11 protein-coding genes are annotated in these 14,106 nt (G+C 77.6%); 5 read left to right on the top strand and 6 right to left on the bottom strand.

Annotated features, from left to right (window positions below; all coding sequences use genetic code 11):
* Positions 1 to 5: 5 nt before the first annotated feature.
* Entirely contained in the window at positions 6 to 1,088 is a 1,083-nt protein-coding gene (locus ACRYMN_RS10765) for a PhoH family protein (RefSeq protein ID WP_432494823.1), read from the bottom strand.
* A gap of 125 nt (positions 1,089 to 1,213) precedes the next feature.
* Here ACRYMN_RS10765 and ACRYMN_RS10760 point away from each other — a divergent pair, with 125 nt between their 5' ends.
* Complete coding sequence (locus ACRYMN_RS10760; RefSeq protein ID WP_432494821.1) at positions 1,214 to 2,131, top strand: aminotransferase class IV; 918 nt, start codon at positions 1,214 to 1,216, stop codon at positions 2,129 to 2,131.
* Positions 2,132 to 2,144: 13 nt separating this feature from the next.
* On the opposite strand, the gene pabB is transcribed toward ACRYMN_RS10760, so the two are convergent.
* Positions 2,145 to 4,322, bottom strand: coding sequence for an aminodeoxychorismate synthase component I (pabB, locus tag ACRYMN_RS10755; protein WP_432494819.1), 2,178 nt, complete (start codon positions 4,320 to 4,322; stop codon positions 2,145 to 2,147).
* Positions 4,323 to 4,367: 45 nt separating this feature from the next.
* Positions 4,368 to 5,549: an osmoprotectant NAGGN system M42 family peptidase gene (locus tag ACRYMN_RS10750; RefSeq protein ID WP_432494869.1), complete on the bottom strand. Its 1,182-nt coding sequence runs from the start codon at positions 5,547 to 5,549 to the stop codon at positions 4,368 to 4,370.
* A gap of 281 nt (positions 5,550 to 5,830) precedes the next feature.
* On the opposite strand from ACRYMN_RS10750, the gene ACRYMN_RS10745 reads away from it, so the two are divergent.
* Both ACRYMN_RS10745 and ACRYMN_RS10740 read left to right on the top strand, forming a co-directional pair.
* The gene (locus tag ACRYMN_RS10745) at positions 5,831 to 7,183 is read left to right on the top strand and encodes a saccharopine dehydrogenase family protein (protein WP_432494817.1); all 1,353 of its coding nucleotides are present in this window, start codon (positions 5,831 to 5,833) and stop codon (positions 7,181 to 7,183) included.
* Positions 7,184 to 7,190: 7 nt separating this feature from the next.
* Positions 7,191 to 8,078, top strand: a complete 888-nt coding sequence (locus tag ACRYMN_RS10740; RefSeq protein ID WP_432494815.1) for an alpha/beta fold hydrolase — start codon at positions 7,191 to 7,193, stop codon at positions 8,076 to 8,078.
* Between the two features lie 18 nt (positions 8,079 to 8,096).
* Here ACRYMN_RS10740 and ngg read toward each other — a convergent pair whose 3' ends face one another.
* Genes ngg through ACRYMN_RS10725 form a run of 3 tightly spaced genes read right to left on the bottom strand, consistent with a single transcriptional unit; the run spans position 8,097 to position 12,090 of the window.
* On the bottom strand, positions 8,097 to 9,893 hold the full coding sequence (gene ngg / locus ACRYMN_RS10735) for an N-acetylglutaminylglutamine synthetase (protein WP_432494813.1): 1,797 nt from the start codon (positions 9,891 to 9,893) through the stop codon (positions 8,097 to 8,099).
* Positions 9,894 to 9,908: 15 nt separating this feature from the next.
* Entirely contained in the window at positions 9,909 to 11,693 is a 1,785-nt protein-coding gene (locus tag ACRYMN_RS10730; RefSeq protein ID WP_432494811.1) for an N-acetylglutaminylglutamine amidotransferase, read from the bottom strand.
* A 22-nt stretch (positions 11,694 to 11,715) separates the two neighbouring features.
* Positions 11,716 to 12,090 (bottom strand): HIT domain-containing protein, encoded by a 375-nt coding sequence (locus tag ACRYMN_RS10725; RefSeq protein WP_432494809.1) that lies wholly within the window; start codon positions 12,088 to 12,090, stop codon positions 11,716 to 11,718.
* Between the two features lie 141 nt (positions 12,091 to 12,231).
* Between ACRYMN_RS10725 and ACRYMN_RS10720 the strand changes: the two genes are divergently transcribed.
* Both ACRYMN_RS10720 and ACRYMN_RS10715 read left to right on the top strand, forming a co-directional pair.
* Positions 12,232 to 12,822 carry an RNA polymerase sigma factor gene (locus ACRYMN_RS10720; RefSeq protein ID WP_432494807.1) on the top strand — a complete coding sequence of 197 codons (591 nt, stop codon included), beginning with the start codon at positions 12,232 to 12,234 and terminating at the stop codon, positions 12,820 to 12,822.
* Positions 12,819 to 14,066, top strand: a complete 1,248-nt coding sequence (locus ACRYMN_RS10715) for a Gmad2 immunoglobulin-like domain-containing protein (RefSeq protein WP_432494805.1) — start codon at positions 12,819 to 12,821, stop codon at positions 14,064 to 14,066. The genes ACRYMN_RS10720 and ACRYMN_RS10715 overlap by 4 nt, the downstream gene beginning before the upstream one ends.
* The last annotated feature ends 40 nt before the right edge of the window (positions 14,067 to 14,106 follow it).

Genomic DNA, 14,106 nt, shown 5'->3' with positions numbered 1-14,106 from the left:
GCGCCTCACCGCCGGACCCGCTGCTCGCGCTGCCCGCCGCGCGCCGGCGGGCGGGCCTCCTCCCAGCGGCCGTAGGCGTCGACGATCTCCGAGACCAGCCGGTGGCGCACGACGTCGGTGCTGGTCAGGCGGGAGAAGTGCACGTCCTCGATGCCCTCGAGGATGTCCTGGACCACGCGCAGGCCCGACTCGGTGCCGCTGGGCAGGTCCACCTGCGTCACGTCGCCCGTGACGACGATCTTGGAGTTGAACCCCAGGCGGGTCAGGAACATCTTCATCTGCTCGGGCGAGGTGTTCTGCGCCTCGTCGAGGATGATGAAGGCGTCGTTGAGGGTGCGCCCGCGCATGTACGCCAGCGGCGCCACCTCGATCGTGCCCGCCGCCATCAGCCGCGGGATGGAGTCGGGGTCGAGCATGTCGTGCAGCGCGTCGTACAGCGGGCGCAGGTACGGGTCGATCTTGTCCGTCAGGGTGCCCGGCAGGAAGCCGAGGCGCTCGCCGGCCTCGACGGCCGGGCGGGTCAGCACGATGCGGTTGACCTGCTTGGCCTGCAGCGCCTGCACGGCCTTGGCCATCGCCAGGTACGTCTTGCCCGTGCCGGCCGGGCCGATGCCGAAGACGACCGTGTGCGCGTCGATGGCGTCGACGTAGTGCTTCTGGTTGACCGTCTTGGGCCGGATGGTGCGCCCGCGGCTGGAGAGGATGTTCAGCGTCAGCACGTCCGCGGGGCGCTCGCTGCCGGTGCCGGCGGCCTGCGCGCGCAGCATGGCCACCGAGCGCTCCACCGCGTCCGGCGACAGCGGCTGGCCGGCGGCGAGCACGGCGAGCATCTGGTCGACCAGGCGCTCGACGAGGGCGACCTCGCCGGTGGAGCCGGTCACGGTGATCTCGTTGCCGCGCACGTGCACGTCGGCGCGGTCGAAGGCGCGCTCGAGCATGCGCAGCAGCTCGTCGCGCGGCCCCAGCAGGGAGACCATCGGCACCTCGGGGGGCACGACGACGACGTGGCGGGCGGTGGCCGCCGGCTCGAGGCCGGCCACGCCCGCGGCGGGCCCCTGGGCGGGGGTGGTGGGGTCGTTGCTGGCCATGGTCGGCCCGGTGGGCCGTTCGCCTCCGGAGTGAGGGGTCGCTGTCGTCCCAATCGTAGCGAGCGGGCCCGACGGCGCCCGCCCGCGCCGTGGGCCGCGCTCGCGCCGTGGGCCACACTCGCGCCGTGGGCACCACGGGCACGGGCGGCACGGCGGGCGGCACGGCGGGCGGCGCGGCGGGCGCGGCGGCGGTGCGCGCACGCGCGGCGGTGCTGGGCCGCGGGGAGGTGCCCGCGCACGCGCCCGCGCTGCGCGCCGACGACGCCGGCGCGGCCCGCGGCGACGGCTGCTTCGAGACGCTGCGGGTGCTCGGGCGCGCCGGTGCCGGGCCGCTGGTGCAGCACCTGGAGGCCCACCTGGAGCGCCTGGCGGCCTCGTGCGCGGCGATGGACCTGCCGGTGCCGGACCGCGCGGCCTGGCGCGCGCTGGCCGCGCTGCTGAGCGACGGGGTGCCCGCCGGCGCGGAGGCGGTGCTGCGCCTGGCGGTGACCCGCGGCGCGCCCGGCGCCGGGCCCACGGGCGTGGCGACCCTGGCGCCGGTGCCGCCGGCGCTGCTGCGCCAGCGCGCCGAGGGGGTGCGGGCGGTGGTGCTGACGACGGGCACCGACGCGCGCGCCCACGCCCGTGCGCCCTGGCTGCTGGGCGGGGTCAAGCACCTCTCCTACGCGCTCAACGCCGCGGCCCTGCGCGAGGCGGCGCGCCGCGGGGCCGACGACGCGGTCCTGGTGGACGTGCGCGGGCTGCTGCTGGAGGCGCCCACCGCCTCGCTGGTGTGGTCCTGCGGCGGGGAGCTGCGCACCCCCCGCACGGCGGGCACGGGCGTGCTGCCGGGCACCGTGCAGCGGGCGGTGTTCGCCGCGGCCGGCGCCGAGGGGGTGCCCGCCCGCGAGGTCGACGCGGGCGTGGCGGACCTGCTGAGCGCGGACGCGGCGTGGCTGACCTCCAGCGTGCGCGGGGTCGTGGAGCTGACCGCGCTGGACGGCGCCGCGCCGGCCCGCGACGCGGCGCTGAGCGCGCGGGTGCGCCGCTGGGCGGGCTTCTGAGGCCCCGGCGCGCTCACCGGTGCTGCGCCGCCACCGGCTCGGCGGCGGCGGCGGCGGAGCCGGTGGACCCGGTGGACCCGGTGGGCCCGGTGAGCACCGCGCGCAGCGAGGCGCCGGCCTTCAGCAGCGCCTCCTCGTACTCCTCGCCGGGGTCGGAGGCCAGCACGACGGCGCCGCCGGCGCCGGCCGTCCACTGCCCGCCGGAGCGCACGAGCGTGCGGATGACGACGTTGAGGTCCACCGCGCCGGTGAGCGAGAAGTAGCCGATCGCCCCGGAGTAGACGCCGCGGGCGCGCTGCTCGAGGCGGTCGACGACCTCCATCGTGCGCAGCTTCGGCGCCCCGGTCATCGACCCGGCGGGGAAGCAGGCGCGCACGGCCTCGACCGCGGAGGTGCCCGAGCGCAGGTGCCCGCGGACCGTGGAGACGAGCTGGTGCACGGTGGCGTGCGTCTCGGTCGCCATCAGCGCCGGCACGCTCACCGTGCCGACCTCGCACACCCGGCCGAGGTCGTTGCGCAGCAGGTCGACAATCATGAGGTTCTCGGCGCGGGTCTTGGCGCCGGTGCGCAGCCCCCGGCGCAGCTCCTCGTCCTCGCGCGGGGTGCGCCCGCGCGGGGCGGTGCCCTTGACGGGCCGGGCCTCCGCCCAGCGGTCGCGGTCGATCGTCAGGAACCGCTCCGGGGAGGCGCAGGCGACCTCCACGCCGGCGTCCGCCAGGCGCAGGTAGGCGGCGTAGGGGGCGGGGTTGACCCGCCGCAGCCGCCGGTACGCCTCCAGGCCGTCGCCGGCGGCCGGCACGCGGGCCTCGGCGGTCAGGCACACCTCGTAGCTCTCCCCGGCGCGCAGGGCCTCCTGGGCGGCGACCACGCGCGCCTCGTACTGCTCGCGCGTGCGGTCCAGCAGCGGCGCGAGGACCTCCTCGCCCAGCGCGGGCGCCGCGGCGGGCTCGACCCGGCCGGCGGCCGGCACCGGCGCCAGCGCCGCGGCGGTGCGCTCCAGCCAGCCCTCGGCGCCGGCGCGGGCCGCGGCCCCCCCGGCGGCCGGGGCCAGCGCCACCAGGTGGGTGCGGCCCAGCTCGTGGTCCACGGCCACGAAGCGGTCGGCGAACACCCAGGCGGCGTCGGGCGAGGGCGCGCGCCGCGGCGTCGGCGAGCCGCAGTCGGCGCGCAGCTCGTAGCCGAGGTAGCCCACGAACCCGCCGGCGAAGTCGAAGGGCAGGTCCTGCGGGCGGTCGGCGGGCTCGACGCGCCGCCGGGCCAGCTCGCGCTCGAGGTGCTCGAAGACGGTGCCCGGCACGCGGCGCTCGCCGGCGCGGTCGCGCACGACGACGGCGCCCTCGCCGACGCGGTAGGTGACGACCTCGGCGGCCGGGCCCTCGGCGTCGCCCAGGAAGGAGAAGCGCCCGGTGCCGGGGCCGGGGCGCGCGCTGTCGAGCCAGTACGCGTGCCCGCCGCCCGCGTCCAGGCGCGTGAAGGCCTCCTCGGTGTCCACGGCCCGCTCCAGCACGCGGGTCAGCAGGCGGTAGGTCGTGCCCGCACCGCCCGCCACCGCGCCGCCCGCCACCGCACCGGCCGGCGGGGCGGCGGGCGGGGCGGGGACCCGCACGGCCGCCGCGCCGCGCGCGGTGCGCAGGAAGGAGCGCACGATCGCCGCGCCGTGCTCGCTCTCGACCGACTCGGGGTGGAACTGCACCCCGTGGAACGGCCGCCCGGTGTGCCGCACCCCCATGACGACGCCGTCCTCGGCGCGGGCGGTGACCACCAGCTGCGGCGGCAGCGGCTCGGGCACCGCCAGGGAGTGGTAGCGCACCGCGGCGAAGCCCTGGGGCAGGCCCTCGAAGACGCCGGTGCCGTCGTGGTGGACGCGGGTGACGTGCCCGTGCCGCGGCTGCGGCGCGAGCACCACGGCGGCGCCGGCGGCCAGCGCGATGCCCTGGTGGCCCAGGCACACCCCCAGGACGGGCACCCGCGCGCGCGCCAGCACGTGCGCGCACAGGCCGAAGTCGCGCTCGCGGCCGGGGTGGCCGGGGCCCGGGGAGAGCACCACGGCGTCCACGCCGTCCAGGTCCAGGTCGTGCGGCGCCACCGCGTCGTTGGCCAGCACCACCGGTTCGGTGCCGCCCACCTGCGCCAGCAGCTGGAAGAGGTTGTACGTGTACGAGTCGTGGTTGTCGACGAGCAGGACGCGCATCGGCGGCCTCCCTCCCTGCGGCGGCGCCCCGCGGTGCCGCTCGCCTCAGCCGCGGTCCGGCACGACGGTGCGGTCCAGCGGCTCCGGCTGGGCCGGCTGCACGCTGTCGGAGGGGAAGTCCGCCAGGTCGCCGTGCTCGGCGCGGTCCCACTCGTCGAACGTCAGCCCGCTCTGCAGGTAGACCACCAGCAGCCGGGTCAGCCCGACGAGCCCGTCCAGGTGGGTGCGCTCGTGGCCGTGGCTGGACTCCAGGCCGAAGCCCAGCAGCGCCGCGCGCGCCTCCATGCCCGCCTCCAGGGCGGGGGCGGCGTCGGAGCGGTAGTGCCGGTACACGTCGCGCACCGCGGGGATGCCGTGCGCGCGCGCCAGGGCGTGCAGGCGGCGCGAGAGGTGGTAGTCGAACGGGCCGGTCATGTCGAGCATGCCGACGCTGACGAGGTCCTCGCGCGAGGTCTGCCCCTCGGCGACGACGGCGTTGTCCACGGCCACCAGCTCGGCGAGGTCGGGGGCCAGGCCGTGGGTGGCGCCGAAGCCGACCTCCTCGCCGATCGTCACGAGGAACTGCGCGGTGACGGCCAGCGGCAGGTCCGCGTCGCGCAGCGCCTTCAGCGCGGTCAGGCACGCGGCCAGGCCGGCCTTGTCGTCCAGGTGGCGCGACTTCACGTAGCCGGCGCGGGTGATCTGCGGGGCGGCGTCCAGGGCGACGAAGTCGCCGACCTCCACGCCGAGGGCGCGCACGTCGGCGGCGGTGCCCACGGGCTCGTCGATGCGCACCTCGACGACCTCCCAGCCCACGCCCTGGGTGTCGATCTCGTCGCCGAAGGTGTGCCCGGAGCTCTTCAGCGGCAGGACGGTGCCGGTGTACACGGCGTCGAAGTCGTCCGTGAAGATCGTCACGTGGGCGCCCTCGGAGAAGCGGGCGCTGTGGCTGCCCACGGGCACGACCTCCAGGCGGCCGTTGTCCTTCACGCGCTTGACCATCAGCCCGATGGTGTCGGCGTGCACGACCACGGCGCGGCGCACCACGTCGGTGCGCCCGCGCAGGGTGGCGCGCAGGATGCCGCGTCGGGTCAGGTCGAAGGGCACCCCGAGCGCCTCGATGCGCTGGCCCACGAGCTGCATCACCGCGTCGGTGCGCCCCGAGGGGCTGGGGGTGCGCAGCAGCTCCATGAGCGTGGCGGTCAGGTACTCCACGTCGACGGGGGCGTCGACGGTGCCGGCGGCCACGTCGGGCGCCGCGGTGCTGCGGTGCTGGGGGCGGTCGGTGCTGCTCACGGCGTCGATACTGCCGCCTGGCGGTGCCCGCGCCCCAGCCGGGGCGCGCCCGCTCAGGACTGCTCGGCGGGGCAGGCGTGGGCGGTGCGCCCGGCCAGCGCGGCGTGCTGCTCGCGCGCGTGGCGGTGCAGCAGGTGTCCCTCGGGCACGCGCCCGTCCTCGCCCGCGGCCCGCGGGCCCGCCTCCCCGTGCTGCGGGTGGCGCCGCGGGTGGGCGACGTTACGGTGGGCCGGGTGCAGCGCGACGCCGACCCGCGCGACCCCGACCGGCGCGAGCGCCCCGGCGATCGCGACCTGGACGTCGTCGTCTTCGGCGCCTCCGGGTTCGTCGGCCGCCTGGTGGCCGCGCACCTGGCCGAGCACGCCCCGCCCGGCACCCGGGTGGCGCTGGCCGGGCGCGATCAGCGGCGGGTGGGGGCGGTGCGCGCGGGCCTGGGGCCGGCCGCGGCCGGCTGGCCGGTGCTGACCGCCGACGCGGCCGACGACGCGGCGCTGCGCGCGCTGGCCGGGCGCACCCGCGTGCTGGTGAGCACCGTGGGCCCCTACCTGCGCCACGGGCTGCCGCTGGTGCGCGCGTGCGCCGAGGCCGGCACCCACTGCGCGGACCTGACCGGCGAGGTGCTCTTCGCCCGCCGCAGCGCCGACGCGTTCCACGACGTCGCCCGCGCGAGCGGGGCGCGGATCGTGCACTCGTGCGGGTTCGACTCCGTGCCCTCTGACCTGGCGGTGCTGCTGACCCACGAGCGCGCCGTCGCCGACGGCGCCGGGGCCCTGACCGACGCGGTGCTGGAGGTGCCCTCGGCGCGCGGGGGTTTCAGCGGCGGCACCGTGGACTCCCTGCGCCTGCAGCTGGACACCGCCCGCGCGGACCCGGCCGCGCGGGCGCTGCTGGCGGACCCGTACGCGCTCAGCCCCGACCGCGCCGCCGAGCCGGACCTGGGCCCGCAGCCGGACGTCACCCGCCCCGCGCGCCGCGCGGCGGACGGGGTGTGGACCGCGCCGTTCGTCATGGCGCCGTGCAACACCCGCGTGGTGCGCCGCAGCAACGCCCTGCTGGGCCACGCGTACGGCCCGCGCCTGCGCTACCGGGAGGTGGTGGCCCTGAGCGGCCCGGCCGCGCCGGTGGCCGCCGTCGCGGTGACGGGGTTCCTGGGCGCGGTCGCCGGGGCGCTGGCGCTGCCGGCGCTGCGCCCGCTGGTGGACCGCGTGCTGCCGGCGCCGGGCAGCGGGCCCGGTGAGCGCACCCGGCGCACCGGGCGCTTCCGCGTCGTGCTGGACGCGCGCACCGACGGCGGGCGCCGCTACCTGACGACGGTGGCCGCGCAGGGCGACCCCGGCTACGCCGCCACCGCCGTCATGCTCGGCGAGGGCGCCCTGGCGCTGGCCCTGGACGGCGAGCGACTGCCGGCCGCGGCGGGGGTGCTCACCCCGGCCACCGGGATCGGCACCGTCCTGGCCGAGCGGCTGCGCGCGCGGGGCTTCACCCTGCGCACCGACGAGGTGCGCGGCGAGGTCCGCGCCGGCGAGGTCCGCACCGGCAACGTCCGCACCGGGCCGGGCGGCGGGGCGCGCGGCGAGGAGGGGTGAGGGCGCCGTGCCCGTGCTGAGGACGCCCGCGCTGGACCTGGCGTTCCGCGACACCGGCCCCGCCGGCGCCCCGGCGGTGCTGCTGCTGCACGGCTGGCCGGACGCCGCCCGCGGCTGGGACGCGGTGGTGCCGGCGCTGGTGGGGGCCGGGTTCCGCGTCGTCGTGCCGGACCTGCGCGGCACCGGGGACACGGTGTTCCGCTCCCCGGCGACCCTGCGCGACGGCACCGCCGCCGCGCTGGTGCGTGACGCCCTGGACCTGGCCGACGGCCTGGGGCTGGAGCGCTTCTCCGTCGTCGGGCACGACTGGGGCGCGCGCGCGGCGTACCAGCTCGCCGTCGTCGCCCCGCGGCGGGTGCGCTGCGCGGCCGCGCTGGCGCTGGCGTACCAGCCGCGCGGGGAGTTCTCGGTGCCGTCCTTCGCGCTGGCCCGGCCGTTCTGGTACCAGTGGCTGATGTTCCTCGACGCCGGCGTCGAGGCGGTGCGCGCGGACCCGGTGGGTTTCGCGCGCGAGCAGTGGGCCACCTGGAGCCCGCCGGGCTGGTGGGACGAGGCGGAGTTCACCGCCACCGCGCGCGCGTTCGAGAACCCGGCGTGGACGGACGTGACGCTGAACGCCTACCGCACGAGGTTCCTGCCCGGCGAGCCGCGCGATCCGCGCCACGACGACGTGCGGGCGGCGGTGGCCGCCACCGAGCGCGTCGGCGTGCCCGTGCTGGTGCTGCACGGCGGCGCCGACGCCTGCGACCCGCCGGTCACCTCCGAGGGCCTGGAGCCGTTCTTCGACGAGCACCGCCGCGTCGTGCTCGACGGCGTGGGGCACTTCCCGCACCGCGAGGCGCCCGGCGACGTGGCCCGGCTGGTGCTGGAGCACCTGCGGCGGCACGGGCGCTGAGGCGGGCGCCCGCCCGGCTCAGCGGGCCGCGCGCCGGGTCTCGGGGAAGAGCAGGTCCAGGAAGCGCTGCGCGGTGGGGCGCGGCTCGTGGTTGGCCAGGCCGGGGCGCTCGTTGGCCTCGATGACGACGTGCTCGGGCCCGGAGACGTCCGGCACGAGCAGGTCCAGGCCGGTCACCGGGATGCCGATGGCGCGGCTGGCGGCCACCGCGGCGTCGACGAGGTCGGGGTGCAGGTCGTCGGTGACGTCGTCGATGGTGCCGCCGGTGTGCAGGTTCGCGGTGCGGCGCACCTCCAGCCGCCGCCCGCGCGGCAGCACGTCGTCCATCGAGAACCCGGCCTCGCGCACGACGGCCTCGGTGGTGGCGTCCAGCGGGATGCTGGACTCCCCGCCGGTGGCGGCCTGGCGGCGCCGGCTCTGGCGCACGACGAGGGTGCGCACGTCGTCGCTGCCGGTGCCGATGACGGCGGCCGGGCGGCGCACCGCGGCCGCGACGACCTCGTGGTCGATGACGAGGACGCGCAGGTCCTCGCCGGCCACGAGCTCCTCCACCAGCACGTCGGGGCAGTGCGCGGCGGCCTCGGCCACCGCGCGCCGCAGCGCCCCGCCGTCCGCGGCGCCCACGGTGATGCCCTTGCCCTGCTCGCCGCGGGCGGGCTTGACCACGACCGGGCCGGTCTCGGCGATGAGGCGCTCCGCGGCGGCGAGGCCGCGCTCGTCGGCCAGGGGGTCCGGGCCCAGCTCCACCGCGCGCGGCACGCGCACGCCGGTGGCGGCCAGCAGCCGGCGGGTGACGCGCTTGTCGTCGCAGCGGCTCATCGCCACCGCGCTCGTCAGCTCCGAGAGCGACTCGCGCGTGAGCAGCGAGCGCCCGCCGAACGTCAGGCGCATCTCCCCGCTGGGGGCGTCGGTGACCTCCACGCGCACCCCGCGGCGCAGCGCCTCGTCGGCGACGATGCGCGCGTAGGGGTTCAGCTCGCCGAGGTGCTCCGGCTCCGGGGAGAACAGCCGCCGGTTGATGGGGTTCTTGCGCTTGACCACCACGGGCGCGGCCGGGCGGAACCCCAGCCGCCGGTACAGCCCGATGGCGCCGTCGTTGTCGTGCAGCACCGACAGGTCCAGGATGGCGCGCCCGCGGGCGATGTAGCGCTCGGCCAGCACCCGCAGCAGCGCCTCGCCCGTCCCGCGCGGCGCCTCCTGCGGGTCGGCGGCCAGGCACCACAGGCTGGCGCCCTCGTCGGGGTCGCCGAAGGCCAGGACGTGGTCGACGCCGGTGACGGTGCCCACGACGCGGCGGGTGCGGGTGTCCTCGGCGACCAGGTACGTGAACGTGCGGGTGCGGTGGTTGGCCCACATGACGTCCGGGTCGGAGGTGACCATGCCGTTGGAGGCGTACAGGCGGTTGACCTCCTCCAGCTCGGAGCGCTCGCGCACCATGCGCACGAAGACGTCGTGGTTGCGGTCGCGCGGCGGGCGGTAGCCGGACAGGTCCAGCCGGAACGTGATGGAGGGGTCCAGGAACAGCTCGTGGGGCGCCAGCCCGACGAGCACCTGCGGCTCGCGCACGTACATGGCGATGTCGCGCTCGCCGGTCTCCTCCGCGCGCAGGGCGTCGACGACGTCGCGCTGGTCGGCGAACGTCTGCCCGAACACCAGCCGGCCCCAGCCCATGTCGAGCGCGACGTCGCTGGCCATGCCGCGCGTGAAGTGGCTGGGCGGGCGCTGCCAGGTGCGGCTGGAGATGGTCGGCACCTCGCTGCTGCGGTTGCGCAGCCCGGCCACCCTCCCGCGGCGCCGGAACCCCGTGGACCCCATGCTCCCCCCGCCCGCTCAGTCGATCCCGTGCTGCTGCAGCCACAGCTCCAGCAGGCCCAGCTGCCACAGCTTGTTGCCCCGCAGCGGGGTGAGCTCGGCGTTGGGGTCGCGCACGAGCTCGGAGACCTGCTCGGGGCGGAAGAGCCCGCGCCGGCGCGCGGCCTCGCTGGTCAGGGCGTCCTTGACCAGGCCGAGGACCTTGCCCTGCAGGTGGGTGATGGCCGGCACGGGGAAGTACCCCTTGGGCCGGTCGATCACCTCGCGCGGGATGACGCGGTAGCCGACGCGCTTGAGCACGCCCTTGCCGCCCTCGGCCAGGTGCAGCTCCGGCGGCACCGCGGCGGCCAGCTCGACCAGCTCGTGGTCGAGGAACGGCACGCGCGCCTCCAGGCCCCAGGCCATCGTGGTGTTGTCCACGCGCTTGACGGGGTCGTCGACGAGCATGACCTCGGTGTCCAGGCGCAGCGCGGCGTCCACGGCGGTCTCGGCGCCGGGGCGGGTGAAGTGCTCGCGCACGAACTCCAGCGACGGGTCGTGCTCGAGCGTCCACCGCGGCTGCAGCACCTGCGCGACGCCGGCGTGGTCGCGGTCGAAGAACGCCCGCGCGTACGCGGCGACGCCCTGCTGCGGGCTCAGCCCGGCCAGCGGCGGGTACCAGTGGTAGCCGCCGAAGACCTCGTCGGCGCCCTGCCCGGACTGCACCACCTTGATGCTCTGCGAGACCTGCCGGCTGAGCAGGTCGAAGGCGACGACGTCGTGGCTGACCATCGGCTCGTGCATGGCGCCGATGGCGTGGCCGAGGGCGCCGACGAGCTCGTCGCCGGTGACGCGGATGCGGTGGTGGTTCGTGGCGTAGCGCTCGGCGATGACGTCGGAGTAGGCGAACTCGTCGCCCTCGCGCCCGCCGACGGACTCGAAGCCGATGGAGTAGGTGGCCAGGTCGCTCTGCCCCTCCTCGGCGAGCAGGCCGGTGATGAGGCTGGAGTCCAGCCCGCCGGAGAGCAGCACCCCCACCGGCACGTCGGCGACGGTGCGCCGGCGCACGGCGGCGCGCAGCGACTCCAGGACCGCGTCCTCCCAGTCGCGCTCGGAGAACCCGGCGAACTCCTCGCGGCGCACGTGCTGGGGGGCCCAGTAGCGGTGCTCGCGGCTGCGGCCGTCGGCCTCGACCACGCGCACGGTGGCCGGCGGGAGCTTGCGCACGCCCTTGAGGATCGTCAGCGGGGCGGGGACCACGGCGTGCCAGGTGAGGTAGTGGTGCAGCGCGACGGGGTCGATGGTGGTGTCGACGTCGCCGGCGGCCAGCAGCGCCGGCAGCGAGGAGGCGAAGCGCAGCCGGCCGGGCGCCTCGGCCAGGTACAGGGGCTTGACGCCCAGCCGGTCGCGCATGAGCACCACGCGCCCGGAGTCCCGCTCGTGCAGCACGACGGCGAACATGCCCTTGAGGTGGTCCACCACGTCGGTGCCCCAGCGGTGGTACCCCTTGACGATCACCTCCGTGTCGGAGGTGGAGGTGAAGCGGTAGCCGTGCCCGATGAGCTCCTCGCGCAGCTCCCGGTAGTTGTAGATGCAGCCGTTGAAGACCGCGTGCAGACCCAGCTCGGGGTCCACCACGGGCTGCGAGCCGCACACCGACAGGTCGATGATGGACAGCCGCCGGTGCCCGAAGGCGACCCGGCCCTGCGCCCAGTAGCCCTCCCCGTCCGGGCCCCGGGGCGCCAGCGGCTGCGACATCCGCTGCACCGCGCCGATGTCGGCGGGACGTCCGTCGAAGGTGATCTCACCGCACAAGCCGCACATGCCGCACCATCCAACCCGTCGATCAGCCGGGCGGCCAGGCGAAGCCCCGGCCGCCGAGGACGTGCCCGTGCACGTGGGGCACCGACTGCCCCACGTCCTCGCCGGTGTTGAAGACGAGCCGGAAGTGCCCGCCGCAGCGCTCGTCGGCCACGCGCTGGGCGACCTCGACCAGGCGGGCCAGCGTCGCCGGCGCCGCGGCGGCGAGGTCGGCGACGGTCTCGTGCCGCTCGCGCGGCACCACGAGCACGTGCACGGGGGCCTGCGGGTCGGCGTCCTCGAAGGCGACGACGAGCTCGTCGGAGTGCACGACCGTCGCCGGCAGCTCGCCGGAGACGATCCGCAGGAACAGGTCGGCCGGGGCGCTGCCGTTGCGCCTGCCGCTGGTGGGCGCGCTCATGCGCGGGAGGGTACCCGCGCGACCGGTCCCCCGCCCGGGCGCCCGCCTCCCCCGTCCGGGCGATCCCCTCCGGTTGTATGTCAACCGTGACCGCTCGTCGCTCGTCGTACCGGTGTGGAGATGCTCAGGGCACGGCGCGCCGTGGTTGACCGCCAGGTCGGCCCGCGGCTGCGCGTCGTGCGCCACGGGCGCGACGGCACCGACGGCACCGACCCCGACGACCCGCGCACGTGGGACGCCGACACGGCGGTGACGGTCCTGTACGCCGCGCACTGGCGGCGCCTGGTGGCGCTGGCCGCCGAGTTCACCGGCGAGACGTCCACCGCCGAGGAGGTGGTGCAGGAGGCGTTCGTGGCCCTGCACCGGCGCTGGCGGCGGCTGGACGACCGGGCCGCCGCCGTGGCGTACCTACGCCAGGCGGTGGTCAACGGCGCGCGCGACGTGCTGCGGCACCGCGCGGTGGCCGACCGCAGGCGCCCGCTGCCCGACCCGGCCCCCGAGGGGCCCGAGGAGCGCGCGGTGCGCTCGGCCGAGCACCGCTCGGTGCTGGCCGCGCTGGACGCCCTGCCGGCGCGCCAGCGCGAGGTCCTCGTCCTGCGCTACTCCGCCGACCTGTCCGAGCAGGACATCGCCGAGGCCCTGGGCATCAGCCGCGGGGCCGTCAAGACGCACGCCCACCGCGGGCTGGCGGCGCTGCGCGCCGGCCTGGGCCGCCAGGAGGAGACCCCGTGAGCCACGATCCCGACGACCCGGCGGACGCCGACCCGGTGGACGCCGACCCGGTGCACGCCGACCCGGTGCACGCCGACCCGGTGCACGCCGACCCGGTGCACGCCGGGCCCCTGCCCGACCCGGGCACCGACCCCGTGGCGCGCGCGCTGCGCGACGCCCTCGCCGCGCGCGCCGACGCCGTCCAGCCCGCCGACCGCCTCCAGGAGATCCGCATGAGCACCACCGCCCGCCGCCGCTCGAGCCGCGCCTGGGCCGCGGCGACCGCGGCCGCCGCCGTCGTCGTCGTGGGCGGGGGCACCGCCCTCGCCCTGACCCGCGGCGAGGACGCCTCGGTGCGCACCGTCGCCTCGCGCACCTCCGCGCCCACCGCCGAGGACCCGGCCACCACGCCGCCGCCGGAGCCGGCCACCGAGGCGCCCGTGCCCGCGGAGCCGCCGCAGGAGCCCGCCGCCACGTCGACCCCGGCGGCGCCGGGCACCGGCGCCCCGGCCCCGTCGACCACCGCCCCGGCCCCCGCCACCGGCCCCGCCCTGCCCTCCGGGGCGCGCAGCGTGCCGGTGTACTGGCTGGACGGCGCGAGCGGCAGCACGTGGCTCTTCCGCGAGTACGTCGAGGCCGCCGGCGAGGGCGACGACGCCGACCGCGCCCTGGCCGCGGTGCTCGGCGGGGACCCGGCCGACCCCGACTACGCCACCGCGTGGGCGGCGGCCGGGCCCTCCGGCGTCAGCCGCGCCGGCGACCGCCTCGTCGTGGACCTGCCCGCCGGCGCCGCGCCGGGCTCCCTGGAGGCCCCGCAGGCGGCCGCCGCCGTGCAGCAGCTCGTCCACACCGTCACCGCCGCGGCCTCGGAGGACCTGCCCGTGGAGATCCGCGTCGACGGCCGCGCCGAGCCGGTGCTGTTCGGGCACGCGGTGCCCGAGACGGTCTCGCGCGCCCCGCAGGCGGAGGTCCAGGCGCCGGCGTGGATCACCTCGACGGACACCTCCACGCCCGGGCAGGTCGTCGTCGAGGGCGTCGGCTCCGGCTTCGAGGGCACCCTGCTCTACGTCGTCACCGACGCCACCGGCGCGGAGGTGGCGCGCGGGCCGGTGCAGGCCGGCGCCAACGGGGCGTTCGCGGAGTTCTCCGTGACGATCCCGCTGCCCGCGGGCGAGCACGTCGTGGAGGTCCTGCGCCCGGACGAGTCCGGCGGCGAGGCCGGCACCACGCCCCCGGGCGACACCAAGGCCGTCACCGTGCGCTGAGGCCCCGCGGGGCCGACCGGAGCGGTGCGGTGAGGACCCT

Origin of the sequence: Kineococcus gypseus (assembly GCF_050871305.1) — a bacterium.
Taxonomy (GTDB): domain Bacteria; phylum Actinomycetota; class Actinomycetes; order Actinomycetales; family Kineococcaceae; genus Kineococcus; species Kineococcus gypseus.
The sequence above is the reverse complement of the archived record's forward strand: the minus strand, read 5'-3'. Positions and strand labels throughout refer to the sequence as shown.

Bases quoted from the DNA above. Each gene is read 5' to 3' on its own strand.
- ACRYMN_RS10730 (WP_432494811.1), bottom strand. From the start codon at position 11,693: ATGTGCGGCTTGTGCGGTGAGATCACCTTCGACGGACGTCCCGCCGAC.
- ACRYMN_RS10725 (WP_432494809.1), bottom strand. From the start codon at position 12,090: ATGAGCGCGCCCACCAGCGGCAGGCGCAACGGCAGCGCCCCGGCCGAC.
- ngg (WP_432494813.1), bottom strand. From the start codon at position 9,893: ATGGGGTCCACGGGGTTCCGGCGCCGCGGGAGGGTGGCCGGGCTGCGC.
- ACRYMN_RS10765 (WP_432494823.1), bottom strand. From the start codon at position 1,088: ATGGCCAGCAACGACCCCACCACCCCCGCCCAGGGGCCCGCCGCGGGC.
- pabB (WP_432494819.1), bottom strand. From the start codon at position 4,322: ATGCGCGTCCTGCTCGTCGACAACCACGACTCGTACACGTACAACCTC.